The organism is Streptomyces sp. NPDC001663, assembly GCF_042893105.1.
Lineage (GTDB): Bacteria > Actinomycetota > Actinomycetes > Streptomycetales > Streptomycetaceae > Streptomyces.
In genome coordinates, this window is the sequence record NZ_JBIAUR010000008.1 from 173,508 (window position 1) to 185,966 (window position 12,459).

The 12,459-nt window shown below is 69.6% G+C and carries 11 protein-coding genes; 1 reads left to right on the forward strand and 10 read right to left on the reverse strand.

The genetic code is table 11. From position 1 onward, the window contains the following. Positions 1–44: 44 nt before the first annotated feature. The 4 genes from ACFY1L_RS25970 to ACFY1L_RS25985 all read right to left on the reverse strand — a co-directional run bounded on the left by ACFY1L_RS25970 (position 45) and on the right by ACFY1L_RS25985 (position 3,456). Complete coding sequence (locus ACFY1L_RS25970) at positions 45–518, reverse strand: GNAT family N-acetyltransferase (RefSeq protein WP_388828879.1); 474 nt, start codon at positions 516–518, stop codon at positions 45–47. After that, positions 515–1,459 carry an RluA family pseudouridine synthase gene (locus ACFY1L_RS25975; RefSeq protein ID WP_388828882.1) on the reverse strand — a complete coding sequence of 315 codons (945 nt, stop codon included), beginning with the start codon at positions 1,457–1,459 and terminating at the stop codon, positions 515–517. The genes ACFY1L_RS25970 and ACFY1L_RS25975 overlap by 4 nt, the downstream gene beginning before the upstream one ends. 58 nt (positions 1,460–1,517) lie before the next feature. Beyond that, the gene (gene lspA, locus ACFY1L_RS25980) at positions 1,518–2,093 is read right to left on the reverse strand and encodes a signal peptidase II (protein WP_388828885.1); all 576 of its coding nucleotides are present in this window, start codon (positions 2,091–2,093) and stop codon (positions 1,518–1,520) included. 61 nt (positions 2,094–2,154) lie between these two features. Next, a complete protein-coding gene (locus ACFY1L_RS25985; RefSeq protein WP_388828888.1) occupies positions 2,155–3,456 on the reverse strand; it encodes a TraR/DksA C4-type zinc finger protein in 1,302 nt (433 codons plus the stop codon). Between the two features lie 601 nt (positions 3,457–4,057). On the opposite strand from ACFY1L_RS25985, the gene ileS reads away from it, so the two are divergent. Next, on the forward strand, positions 4,058–7,195 hold the full coding sequence (gene ileS / locus ACFY1L_RS25990; protein ID WP_388828891.1) for an isoleucine--tRNA ligase: 3,138 nt from the start codon (positions 4,058–4,060) through the stop codon (positions 7,193–7,195). A gap of 228 nt (positions 7,196–7,423) precedes the next feature. Here ileS and ACFY1L_RS25995 read toward each other — a convergent pair whose 3' ends face one another. The 6 genes from ACFY1L_RS25995 to ftsZ all read right to left on the reverse strand — a co-directional run bounded on the left by ACFY1L_RS25995 (position 7,424) and on the right by ftsZ (position 12,432). Then, a complete protein-coding gene (locus ACFY1L_RS25995; RefSeq protein WP_388828894.1) occupies positions 7,424–8,590 on the reverse strand; it encodes a DivIVA domain-containing protein in 1,167 nt (388 codons plus the stop codon). Between the two features lie 52 nt (positions 8,591–8,642). After that, positions 8,643–8,927 carry a YggT family protein gene (locus ACFY1L_RS26000; protein WP_067014924.1) on the reverse strand — a complete coding sequence of 95 codons (285 nt, stop codon included), beginning with the start codon at positions 8,925–8,927 and terminating at the stop codon, positions 8,643–8,645. A gap of 73 nt (positions 8,928–9,000) precedes the next feature. Then, positions 9,001–9,642, reverse strand: a complete 642-nt coding sequence (locus ACFY1L_RS26005; RefSeq protein ID WP_388828897.1) for a cell division protein SepF — start codon at positions 9,640–9,642, stop codon at positions 9,001–9,003. A gap of 128 nt (positions 9,643–9,770) precedes the next feature. Further along, complete coding sequence (locus ACFY1L_RS26010) at positions 9,771–10,490, reverse strand: YggS family pyridoxal phosphate-dependent enzyme (protein WP_388828900.1); 720 nt, start codon at positions 10,488–10,490, stop codon at positions 9,771–9,773. A 6-nt stretch (positions 10,491–10,496) separates the two neighbouring features. After that, on the reverse strand, positions 10,497–11,225 hold the full coding sequence (gene pgeF / locus ACFY1L_RS26015; RefSeq protein ID WP_388828903.1) for a peptidoglycan editing factor PgeF: 729 nt from the start codon (positions 11,223–11,225) through the stop codon (positions 10,497–10,499). 10 nt (positions 11,226–11,235) lie between these two features. Further along, positions 11,236–12,432: a cell division protein FtsZ gene (gene ftsZ, locus ACFY1L_RS26020; protein ID WP_388828906.1), complete on the reverse strand. Its 1,197-nt coding sequence runs from the start codon at positions 12,430–12,432 to the stop codon at positions 11,236–11,238. Positions 12,433–12,459: the final 27 nt, after the last annotated feature.

The following is a 12,459-nucleotide window of genomic DNA, read 5'->3' on the forward strand; positions in this document are numbered from 1 at the left end:
AGCCTGCCACGCCGTCTTCCCCACCAGCCTCTTCCGCTCCCGGGCTACAGAGCGCGCCGCATCGCCCGGTGCGGGATGCCCGCCTCCGGGTACTCCGGCCCGTACGCCTCGTACCCCAGCCGCTCGTAGAACCCCAGCGCATGCGTCTGCGCGTGCAGATCCACCGCCGCCAGCCCACGCGCGCGTGCCGCGTCCTCGATGGCCCGTACCAGGGCAATACCGACACCCAGCCCGCGCGCCTCCTTGGCGACGGCGAGCCGGCCCAGCGACCCCAGAGTCAGGTCACCGTCGACCTTGGCCGCAGCCTTCTCCCCGTGCAGCAGCCGCCCGGTGCCGAGCGGCATCCCGTCCTCGCGCACGGCCAGCACATGCACGGCCACGGCGTCGTACTCGTCGTACTCGAGATCCTCGGGCACGCCCTGCTCGCCGACGAAGACCTCCTTGCGTACGGCGAAGCAGGCCTCCAGGTCGGCGGGGTCCTCGGCGACCCGCACCACGTACGCGTGCGTGCCGCTCATCCGTAGGTCTCCTCCCGGACCTGGTCCAGGGCCTTCTGCAGATCGGCGGGGTAGTCGCTGGCGAACTCCACCCACTGCCCGTCCCCGGGGTGCTCGAAGCCCAGTCGTACGGCGTGCAGCCACTGGCGGGTCAGGTGCAGCCGCTTGGCGAGCGTCGGGTCGGCGCCGTACGTCAGGTCTCCGACGCAGGGATGGCGGTGGGCGGCCATGTGGACGCGGATCTGGTGGGTGCGGCCGGTCTCGAGCTTGACGTCGAGGAGCGAGGCGGCGCGGAAGGCCTCGATGAGGTCGTAGTGCGTGACGGAGGGCTTGCCGTCGGCCGTGACCGCCCACTTGTAGTCGTGGTTGGGGTGGCGGCCGATGGGCGCGTCGATGGTGCCGCTGGTCGGGTCGGGGTGGCCCTGGACGAGCGTGTGGTAGCGCTTGTCGACCGTGCGCTCCTTGAACTGGCGCTTGAGCGAGGTGTACGCGCGCTCCGACTTGGCGACCACCATCAGCCCCGAGGTGCCGACGTCGAGCCGGTGCACGATGCCCTGGCGCTCTGCGGCACCGGAGGTGGAGATCCGGTAGCCGGCCGCGGCCAGTCCACCGATGACGGTCGGCCCGGTCCAACCGGGGCTGGGGTGGGCGGCGACACCGACCGGCTTGACGATCACGACCACGTCATCGTCGTCGTACACGATCTCCATGCCCTCGACCGGCTCCGCGACGATCTGCACGGGCGCGGGCGCCTGCGGCATCTCGACCTCGAGCCAGGCCCCGCCGTGCACCCGCTCGGACTTCCCGACCACCGAGCCGTCGACCGTGACCTTCCCTGCGGCAGCGAGCTCCGCGGCCTTTGTACGGGAGAAGCCGAACATCCGGGAGATGGCGGCGTCGACGCGCTCGCCCTCCAGGCCGTCGGGCACGGGCAGGGTACGGATCTCGGGAAGCGTGCTCACCCGTCGAGTATGCCGGACGGCTCCGACAGGCCCGAACGAGCCTGTGGAAAACCGGGGCTCAGTCCTTGTGGACGGTGCCGTCCGGGTCGAGGCCCTTGAAGGACAGCAGCACGATCAGGATGCCGCCGCAGACGATCGCCGAGTCGGCCAGGTTGAAGACGGCGAAGCCCTTGGGGGCGATGAAGTCGACGACCGCGCCCTCGAAGACGCCGGGCGAGCGGAAGATCCGGTCGGTGAGATTGCCGAGCGCACCGCCCAGCAGCAGGCCGAGCGCGATCGCCCAGGGCAGGCTGTAGAGCTTGCGGGCGAGCCGGGCGATCACCACGATCACGGCCGCCGCGATCATCGTGAAGATCACGGTGAAGGCCTCGCCGAAGCCGAAGGCCGCGCCCGCGTTGCGGATCGCCTCGAACCGCAGCCAGTCCCCGATGATCTGGATCGGCGCGTGGTGCTCCAGCTTGGCGACCACCAGCAGCTTGCTGCCCAGATCCAGCAGGTACGCGAAGGCAGCGACCGCGAACAGCACGGCGATCTTGCGCTTGCCCTTGGGCCGCGCGGTCTCGTCCTGCTCCGGTCCGGCCCCCGCCGCCTCTGGGGAATCCGGCGTACCGATGATGCGCTCCGCCTCTGCCACGTGAGTCCCTCAACCTAGGTACCTGACTGAGGACGAGGGTACGGCACGCGCGCGTACCCCCTCAGTACCGGCGTTCCTGCTTCTGCTTGCACTCGACGCAGAGGGTGGCGCGCGGGAAGGCCTGCATACGGGCCTTGCCGATCGGGTTGCCGCAGTTCTCGCACAGACCGTAGGTGCCCGCGTCCAGCCGCTGCAGGGCGTGCTCGGTCTGGGTGAGCATCTCGCGCGCGTTGGCCGCGAGCGCCATCTCGTGCTCGCGCGTGATGTTCTTGGCGCCGGTGTCCGCCTGGTCGTCGCCCGCACCGTCCCCGGAGTCCCGCATCAGGCCCTGCAGGGCCTGTTCGGACGAGGTGATCTCGTCGCGCAGCCGCTGCTCCTCGGACTGCAGCTCGGCACGTGCCTCCTCGACCTCCTCCGGGGTCCAGGGGTCCTCGCCGGGGCGCACCGCGAGCTCGCCCGGCTCCACCGCCGCCGCGACCCGCGCCTTGGGTACGGCGGTCTTCGCCGCCGTGGCCGTGCCAGGAGTCTTCTTCGCAACCACCGTCGTGGCTCCCGTCTGCTCCGCGGCCTGAGCCGCACCCAGCTTCTTGGCCGTACTCTTCTTGCCCGCACTCTTGGCGACAGCACCCTTCTTGCCTGCCGCGCTCTTCTCGGTCGCACCCTTGGCGACAGCACCCTTCTTGGCTGCCGCACTCTTCTCGGCCGTGTGCTTCGCAGCCGGGCTCTTCTCGGCCGTACTCTTCGCCGCCGCCCTCTTCTTCGCCGTACTCTCCGCTGCTGCGCTCTCCCCGACCCCGCCCTTCGCAGCCGCCGTCTTCCTGGCTGCGCTCTTCTTGCTCGCGCCGTGCTCGACCGCGGTCTTCCTGCCGGCGTTCACCGATTCGGCGACGCCCTCAAGGGCAGCGGTTTTCCTGCCTGCGGCCTTCTTGGCTGCCGCCTTCCTTGCGGCCGCCCCCCTCGTCACGGCCTTCTTGGTGCCCGTCTTCGCGGCGACTGTCTTCCCCGCGGCCTTCTTCGCAACCGCCTTCTCGACTTCCTCCCCAGCCGCCGTCCCCGTGCCTCCGGGTCTCTCGGCCCCGCCCTCCTCCACCGCCGTCTTCGAAGACGCCGCACTGGAAGCAGTCGGTGTCTTGGCGGCGGCCTTCCTCCCGGCAGTCGTCTGCTTGCCCTTGCCGACGGCCCGAGAAGCGGCCGCCTTCCCCCCGCCAGCGTCCCCCCGCACCGACTTCACCAGCTTCCCCGCCCCAGCCGGCGCAGCCGCCCGCGCGCTCTTCTTCCCGCTCACATCCTTGGCCGCATCGCCGGAGGCCTGTGTGGACCTGCCGGACGCCGACTGCTGTACGGCGGTCTTCTTCGCCACCATGGCCGCGGCCCCTTCACATATTGTGATCTTGCACGCGAATCGTGCTGGGACGATAAATCGACTTCAGTCCCGCGGCAACGGGGCACACCGCCCGATTCGCCCGGCTCGCACCTGCCGCTGAGCGAGCCTGCATGCGTTGTGCCCAGCTCCCCGCGGGGTAATCCGCCGGACCGTTCGTCCCAGGATCCGAACACGCGTACCGCTCCATTCGGGTCATCTCCATCCGTACGGCACCCCCACGACCGGCGTCCCGAAAACCGGTCGGCCGCTGTCTGCGCGGCGCCGTACACTGGGCGGAGCGAAAAGCGTGGATGGGGACGAGTAGCGCCGTAGGCAGCCCAGAGCGACCCGGGGACGGTGGAAGCCCGGGGGCGAGCGCGACGTGAAGATCACCCCGGAGCCGTCGGAAGAAAGCCGCAGCCGAAAGGCGGCGGCCGGTAGAACCGGCATCGCGACCCCAATGAGGGGGCTCACCGTTGCGCGGGATGCACCGGGGAGCCAAGGAGGGTGGTACCGCGGGAGCGCGCCGAAACCGGCGTACAGAAGACAGCTCTCGTCCCTCCGGACGGAAGGCAGCAAGTCCGCCGGAGGAAGCTCGCTGATGACAACGCCGACGTACCGCCAGGTGCCCGCCCAGGTCGACCTGCCCGCGCTCGAGCACACCGTGCTCGACTTCTGGCGCGAGCAGAAGATCTTCGCCAAGACCCTGGAGCAGTCCGAGGGCCGCCCCGAGTGGGTCTTCTACGAGGGCCCGCCCACCGCCAACGGCATGCCGGGCGCCCACCACATCGAGGCACGCGTCTTCAAGGACGTCTTCCCCCGCTTCCGCACCATGCGCGGCTATCACGTGGCCCGCAAGGCCGGCTGGGACTGCCACGGCCTCCCGGTGGAGCTGGCGGTCGAGAAGGAGCTCGGCTTCAGCGGCAAGAAGGACATCGAGGCGTACGGCATCGCCGAGTTCAACGCCAGGTGCCGCGAGTCCGTGACCCGCCACACCGACGCCTTCGAAGAGCTCACGACCCGCATGGGCTACTGGACCGACCTCAACGACCCGTACCGCACGATGGACCCCGAGTACATCGAATCGGTCTGGTGGTCGCTCAAGGAGATCTTCGACAAGGGCCTGCTGGTCCAGGACCACCGCGTAGCCCCCTGGTGTCCGCGCTGTGGCACGGGCCTGTCGGACCACGAGCTGGCGCAGGGCTACGAGACGGTCGTCGACCCGTCCGTGTACGTCCGTTTCCCCCTCACCTCCGGTCCGCTGGCCGGCGAAGCCGCGCTCCTGGTCTGGACGACGACCCCCTGGACGCTGGTCTCCAACACGGCGGTCGCCGCGCACCCCGAGGTCACCTATGTCGTGGCGACCAACGGCGAGGAGAAGCTGGTCGTCGCCGAGCCGCTCGTCGCCAAGGCGCTCGGCGAGGGCTGGGAGACCACCGGCCAGTCCTTCACCGGCGCCGAAATGGAGCGCTGGACGTATCAACGTCCGTTCGAGCTGGTGGAGTTCCCGGCGGAGGCGCATTTTGTCGTCAACGCCGAGTACGTCACGACCGAGGACGGTACGGGCCTGGTGCACCAGTCCCCCGCCTTCGGTGAGGACGACCTCAAGGTCTGCCGCGCCTACGGCCTGCCCGTCGTGAACCCGGTCCGCCCGGACGGCACGTTCGAGGAGGACGTCCCCCTGATCGGCGGCGTCTTCTTCAAGAAGGCGGACGAAAAGCTCACCGAGGACCTCCAGCAGCGCGGCCTCCTCTTCCGGCACATCCCGTACGAGCACAGCTACCCGCACTGCTGGCGCTGCCACACCGCGCTCCTCTACTACGCGCAGCCGTCCTGGTACATCCGCACCACGGCCGTCAAGGACCGCCTCCTCCAGGAGAACGAGAACACCAACTGGTTCCCGGACACGGTCAAGCACGGCCGGTACGGCGACTGGCTGAACAACAACATCGACTGGGCGCTGTCCCGCAACCGCTACTGGGGCACCCCGCTGCCGATCTGGCGCTGCGAGGACGACCACCTCACGTGTGTCGGCTCCCGCGCCGAGCTCACCGAGCTGACGGGCAGCGACCAGTCCGAACTGGACCCGCACCGCCCGTACATCGACGACGTCACCTTCGCCTGCCCGAAGTGCCAGAAGACGGCCACGCGCGTGCCGGAGGTCATCGACGCCTGGTACGACTCCGGTTCGATGCCGTTCGCGCAGTGGGGCTACCCGTACAAGAACAAGGAGTTGTTCGAGGCCCGCTACCCGGCGCAGTTCATCTGCGAGGCCATCGACCAGACCCGCGGCTGGTTCTACACGCTGATGGCCGTCGGCACCCTGGTCTTCGACAAGTCCTCGTACGAGAACGTGGTCTGCCTCGGCCACATCCTCGCCGAGGACGGCCGCAAGATGTCCAAGCACCTGGGCAACATCCTGCAGCCGATCCCGCTGATGGATCAGCACGGCGCGGACGCGGTGCGCTGGTTCATGGCGGCCGGCGGCTCCCCGTGGGCGGCACGCCGGGTGGGCCACGGCACCATCCAGGAGGTCGTCCGCAAGACGCTGCTGACGTACTGGAACACGGTCGCCTTCCAGGCCCTGTACGCGCGCACCGCCAACTGGGCGCCCAGCGAGGCCGATCCGGCCGCGGCGGACCGTCCGCTCCTGGACCGCTGGCTGCTGTCCGAACTCCACGCGCTCACCGACCAGGTGACACAGGCTCTGGAGGCGTACGACACCCAGCGCGCCGGCAAGCTCCTGTCGGCGTTCGTCGATGACCTGAGCAACTGGTACGTCCGCCGCTCCCGTCGCCGCTTCTGGCAGGGCGACAAGGCGGCGCTGCGCACCCTGCACGAGGTCGTCGAGACGGTCACGAAGCTGATGGCCCCGCTGACCCCGTTCATCACCGAGCGGGTCTGGCAGGACCTGGTCGTGGCGGTGACCCCGGGCGCCCCGGAGTCGGTGCACCTGTCCTCCTGGCCGGAGGCGGACCTGACGGCGATCGACCCCGAGTTGTCGAAGCAGATGGTCCTCGTCCGCCGTCTCGTCGAGCTGGGCCGCGCCACGCGCGCGGAGTCGGGCGTGAAGACCCGCCAGCCGCTGTCCCGTGCGCTGGTGGCGGCCGTCGGTTTCGAGTCCCTCGACCGCGAACTGCACGCGCAGATCACGGAGGAGCTGAACGTGAGCTCCCTCGCGTCGCTCTCCGAGGTCGGCGGCTCCCTGGTCGACACGACCGCGAAGGCCAACTTCCGCGCCCTGGGCAAGCGTTTCGGCAAGCGCGTCCAGGACGTGGCCAAGGCCGTGGCGAACGCCGACGCGGCCGCGCTCTCCCTCGCCCTGCGCGAGGGGACAGCATCGGTCGAGGTCGACGGCGAGACGATCACTCTCGCTCCCGACGAGGTGATCATCACGGAGACCCCGCGCGAGGGCTGGTCGGTGGCGTCGGACTCCGGTGCGACGGTCGCCCTCGACCTGGAGATCACCGAGGAGCTGCGCCAGGCGGGCCTCGCCCGTGACGCGATCCGCCTGATCCAGGAGGCCCGCAAGAACAGCGGCCTCGACGTGGCCGACCGCATCGCGCTCCGCTGGACGTCCACGGACCCGGCGGTCATCGCCGCGCTGACCGAGCACGCCGACCTGATCGCCGACGAGGTCCTGGCGACGGACTTCGCCCAGGGCGAGGCGGACGACAGCTACGGCGACCCGTTCACCGACGAGGGCCTGTCCCTGACGTTCCGCCTGCGCAAGGCGTAAGCACACAGCCCAGGAGGGCCCGGTCTCCCCGCGGGGGGCCGGGCCCTTTCTGCATGCGCCGCCCGCCCGCAGAGAGCCGAGCCGCAGCCGCTCCAACAGTGGCCGTACGAGGCTCCCCCGGCGTGGCGATCAACACGCGTAAAAGGGGCGGGGCCCCGGATCGAATCCGGGGCCCCGCCCTGTTGAACGCTGCCGATGCCTACGGCGTACTAGTGGCCGTGGCGGCCGTCAGTTGTCGTCCTCGTCGATCAGGAACCCGCGCATGGGCGAGGGAGCCTGGCCCATCGGCGACGGACCCTGCGGGCGGACCGGAGCCATGGGCTGGGTCATCGCCGGGGACATCTGCTGCTGACCGCCGTAGGACGGAGCAGCGGGAGCCGGGCCGCCACCCATGGTCGGGTTGCCGTACGACGGGGCGCTCGCGCCGGCCGGGGCCATCGAAGGCGCCGGGGACGGCGGAAGCGACGCGGTCGCCGGGGTGCGCGGCGGAGCCAGCGAGTCGTCGGCCTGCGTCTCCAGCTGACGCAGCTGGGACTCGAGGTACGACTTCAGGCGCGTACGGTACTCGCGCTCGAAGCCGCGCAGGTCCTCGACCTTGCGCTCCAGCGTGGCGCGGGCGGACTCCAGGGAGCCCATCGCGACGCGGTGCTTCTCCTGCGCGTCCCGCTCGAGCGCATCCGCCTTGGCACGGGCGTCACGCTCGAGACCCTCGGCGCGCGAACGCGCCTCACCGACGATCTTGTTGGCCTCGGAACGGGCCTCGGCGATCGCCTGGTCGGCGGTCTGCTGGGCCAGCGAGAGGACACGGGCGGCGCTGTCGCCACCGGGGCCCTGACCGGGGCCGCCCATCGGACCGCCCATGGGGCCGCCCATCGGACCGCCCATCTGCTGCTGCATGGGGGGCTGGCCGCCCATCGGGCCGCCCATGGGGCCCTGCCCCATCGGACCCTGGCCCATCGGACCGGGACCCTGGGGACCACCCTGACCACCGCCGGGACCGGCGGGCAGCTGCGGGGCACCGCTAGGCAGCTGGGGCGGACCACCCATGGGGCCACCCATCTGCTGCTGCGGCGGGCCCGATATGCCGGCGGGCACCGGAGCGCCCGGACCGCGCATGCCCTGCTGCGGCATACCGCCCTGCGGAGGCATGCCCTGCTGCTGATCCTGCGGACCGCCGGGACCCTCCGGGGGCTTGCGCATGTTCTGCTGGTTCTGGGCAGCAGCACGCGTGGCCGCAGCCAGTTTGGCGCGCAGGTCCTCGTTCTCGCGGAGCAGGCGCGTCAGTTCGGCTTCGACCTCATCGAGGAAGGCATCGACCTCGTCCTCGTCATAGCCTTCTCGGAGGCGGACGGTCGTGAACTGCTTGTTCCGCACGTCCTCGGGGGTCAACGGCATCTCTTCACCTCAACGTAGTCGTCGGCATCGGCAAGACGGTAGGTCACATCGCTCACAGCCGGCTCACGATCGAGATCAGGATGTAGACGATGATCATCAGTACGAAGAAGGACAGGTCGAGCGCCACGCCCCCGAGACGCAGCGGCGGAATGAACCGCCGCAGAAGCTTGAGCGGTGGATCGGTGACAGTGTAGGTGGCCTCCAGAACGACCACCATCGCCTTGCCGGGCTGCCATGAGCGGGCGAACTGGAAGACGTAGTCCATGACCAACCGGAAGATGAGCACGATGAGGAAGCACATCAGCGCGATGTAGACGACATCCAGGACCACGCCCATGTTCGGTGCTTCCCTCTCCCCTGTTTCCGTGCTGCTCGGTACTGCTTTGTACTGCGGTTTCCGGTCGTGCGTCTCAGCTCTGGTTGAAGAACCCGCCCTCTGCGATACGGGCCTTGTCCTCCGCCGTGACATCGACGTTAGCAGGCGACAACAGGAACACCTTCTGCGTCACCCGCTCGATGCTGCCGTGAAGACCAAACACCAAACCGGCCGCAAAGTCGACAAGTCGCTTCGCGTCTGTGTCATCCATCTCAGTCAGATTCATGATCACCGGGGTGCCCTCACGGAAGTGTTCCCCGATGGTACGGGCCTCGTTGTAGGTCCGCGGGTGAAGTGTGGTGATCCGGTACGGCTCTCGTTCCGACACGACCTTGGGCATGATCACCGGTGCGTTCTTCTCCAGGCTTGCGCGCTCTTGTGTGATGGACGCCACGGGCGCGATGCGCGCCGGACGGCTGGATTCCGCGGGTAGCGAAGCGGAACGTGCGACCGGTTCGCGTGTCGCGGACGACTGCACGATTCGCACCTCTTCGTCCCTTTGGGGCTGATGTGCGACGTGCGACTGGTGGGAGGGTTCGTGCCGTCGGTGGTCCCGCTCGGGCTCGGGGTCCAGTTCGGGCTCGAAGTCGTCATCGGGGTCGAATCCCCGGCCGTCGTACCCATCGTCCTCCACGAGGCCGAGGTAGACCGCCATCTTGCGCATCGCGCCGGCCATGCTCTGAGTCCTCCGCTCTGTGGTGGATCGGCTGACGACTGCCAAGTGCCCGCGATCCACGAGGTCGTTGCGCCCACCTTCGGCGGCATTGACCATATTTTCTGCTGTGGTCCGACTTCTTGGCGACGTTACCCGAGCCTGGGGCGGACTCCGAGTACCGCGGTACCGACGCGTACATGTGTCGCTCCGGCGGCCACGGCCTGTTCGAGGTCCGCACTCATTCCTGCCGACACCATGTTCGCAGCCGGATGGGCTCGGCGCAGGTCGGTCGACAAATCCATCAACCGCTCGAACGCCGCCAGTTCGCGCCCCGCGTAGGGTCCGGTGAGCGGCGCCACGGTCATCAGACCGTCCAGCCGCAGACCCGGTGCCCGCGCGACGAGCTCGCCCAACTCTTCGATTCCGCCGGGCCCGACGCCCCCGCGCTGCCCGCGTCCGCTCTCGTCCGCGTCGAGCGCGACCTGGATCAGGCAGCCGAGTTCGCGCTCCTGCCGCACCGCCTCCTTCGAGAGCGCCCCGACGAGCCGGTCGCGGTCGACGGACTGCACCACATCGGCATAACCGGCCACGGAACGCACCTTGTTGGTCTGCAACTGACCGACAAAGTGCCATGTGAGAGGCAGATCCGAGCATTCGGCGGCCTTGGGGGCCGCGTCCTGGTCCCGGTTCTCGGCCACGTGTCGTACACCGAGCTCCGACAGAATCCTCACATCACTGGCCGGATAGGTCTTGGTGACCACGATCAGGGTCACTTCTTCACGCTTGCGCCCGGCCGCCGTGCACGCGGCCGTGATGCGCTCCTCAACTTTCGCCAGATTTGCGGCGAGTTCGCCTTTACGGTCCGTCATGCCCCATCAGTCCAGCCAGACATATCCCGCGAGTCGCCCTGTGCTGCGCTCGCGGCGGTACGAGAAGTGATCGGCCGACTCCAGCGTGCACACCGGCGACTGCTCCCGGTCGCGCACCCCGAGTCGCTCGAGCTGTGCGTGCACTCCGGCGGTCACGTCGACCGCGGGAGTACCCCAGCTCGTCTCCGCGTGCGCCGCCGGCTCGACGGCGGCCACATCGGCGCGCATCGCCTCGGGCACCTCGTAGCACCGGCCGCAGACGGCGGGTCCGGTGCGGGCGACGATCCGGCCCGGCTCGGCTCCGAGTTCGGTCATGGCCCGTACGGCGGCGGGGACGACCCCGGCGATCATGCCGGGCCGGCCCGCGTGGGCGGCGGCCACGACACCGGCGACCGGGTCGGCGAGCAGGACGGGCGTGCAGTCGGCGGTGAGGACGGCGAGGGCGAGACCCCGATGCACGGTGACGATCGCGTCGACCTCCGGCACGGGCCGGTCGCCCCAGGGCCCGTCGACCACCGCCACGTCCGCGCCGTGCACCTGGTTCATCCAGACCACCCGAGCCGGTTCCAGGCCAAGGGACTTGGCGGCCAGCTCACGATTGGTCCGTACGGCTTCGGGGTCGTCGCCGACCGCTCCGCCGAGATTGAGCTCCTCGTACGGAACGGCGCTCACCCCGCCCCACCGGTCGGTGAAGGCGAAGTGCGCGCCGCTCACGATGTCGCGCTGTCTTATCACGTCAGAAGGATCACTTGAGGAAGTCCGGCACGTCCAGCTCCTCGGCCGCGCTGTCCGTGTAGGACCGCGACGGCGGGACCGGCGGGGCGACCGGGACGTCGTTCGCCGGCTCGGGCGTGGGCTCCGGGTCCTCCTTCGGCGTGACGCTGCCGAGCGAGCCGAAGGACGGGCGGCTCTCGGACTGCCGTACCGGAGTGGGCTCTTCGCGGCGGTTCGAGGAGGACGACGAGCCGAGGACGGTGTCCCGGCGGGCCGGCGGCTGGCCGCCGTCGAAGCCGGCGGCGATCACCGTGACGCGGACCTCGTCGCCGAGGGCGTCGTCGATCACCGCGCCGAAGATGATGTTGGCCTCGGGGTGTGCGGCCTCGCTGACCAGCTGGGCGGCCTCGTTGATCTCGAACAGGCCGAGGTCGGAGCCGCCGGAGATGGAGAGCAGCACGCCGCGGGCGCCGTCGATGGACGCCTCGAGCAGCGGCGAGGAGATCGCCATCTCGGCCGCGGCCACCGCGCGGTCGTCGCCGCGGGCCGAGCCGATGCCCATGAGGGCCGAACCGGCCTCGGACATCACGGACTTGACGTCGGCGAAGTCGAGGTTGATCAGACCGGGCGTGGTGATCAGGTCGGTGATGCCCTGGACACCGGAGAGCAGGACCTGGTCGGCCGACTTGAACGCGTCGAGCACCGAGACCTGGCGGTCCGAGATGGACAGCAGCCGGTCGTTCGGGATGACGATGAGGGTGTCGACCTCTTCGCGGAGTTCGGCGATGCCGTCCTCGGCCTGGTTGGCGCGGCGCCGGCCCTCGAAGGTGAACGGGCGGGTGACCACGCCGATGGTGAGGGCGCCCAGGGAGCGGGCGATGTTGGCCACGACGGGCGCGCCGCCGGTGCCGGTGCCGCCGCCTTCACCGGCCGTGACGAAGACCATGTCGGCCCCCTTGAGGACCTCCTCGATCTCCTCGCGGTGATCCTCGGCGGCCTTGCGGCCGACGGCCGGGTTGGCTCCGGCGCCGAGTCCGCGGGTGAGTTCGCGACCGACGTCGAGTTTGACGTCGGCGTCGCTCATCAACAGCGCCTGCGCGTCGGTGTTGATGGCGATGAACTCGACGCCCTTGAGACCGACCTCGATCATCCGGTTGATGGCATTGACACCACCGCCGCCGACACCGATGACTTTGATGACTGCGAGGTAGTTCTGCGGTGCTGCCACGTCGAAGGCCTCTCGCCTCGAGTTACG

What these genes read in the sequence shown, in the direction of transcription:
- ACFY1L_RS26010 (WP_388828900.1), bottom strand. Translation starts at nt 10,490, where the DNA reads ATGACGGACCGTAAAGGCGAACTCGCCGCAAATCTGGCGAAAGTTGAG.
- ileS (WP_388828891.1), top strand. Translation starts at nt 4,058, where the DNA reads ATGACAACGCCGACGTACCGCCAGGTGCCCGCCCAGGTCGACCTGCCC.
- ACFY1L_RS25985 (WP_388828888.1), bottom strand. Translation starts at nt 3,456, where the DNA reads ATGGTGGCGAAGAAGACCGCCGTACAGCAGTCGGCGTCCGGCAGGTCC.
- ACFY1L_RS26000 (WP_067014924.1), bottom strand. Translation starts at nt 8,927, where the DNA reads ATGGGCGTGGTCCTGGATGTCGTCTACATCGCGCTGATGTGCTTCCTC.
- ACFY1L_RS25970 (WP_388828879.1), bottom strand. Translation starts at nt 518, where the DNA reads ATGAGCGGCACGCACGCGTACGTGGTGCGGGTCGCCGAGGACCCCGCC.
- ACFY1L_RS25995 (WP_388828894.1), bottom strand. Translation starts at nt 8,590, where the DNA reads ATGCCGTTGACCCCCGAGGACGTGCGGAACAAGCAGTTCACGACCGTC.
- ACFY1L_RS26005 (WP_388828897.1), bottom strand. Translation starts at nt 9,642, where the DNA reads ATGGCCGGCGCGATGCGCAAGATGGCGGTCTACCTCGGCCTCGTGGAG.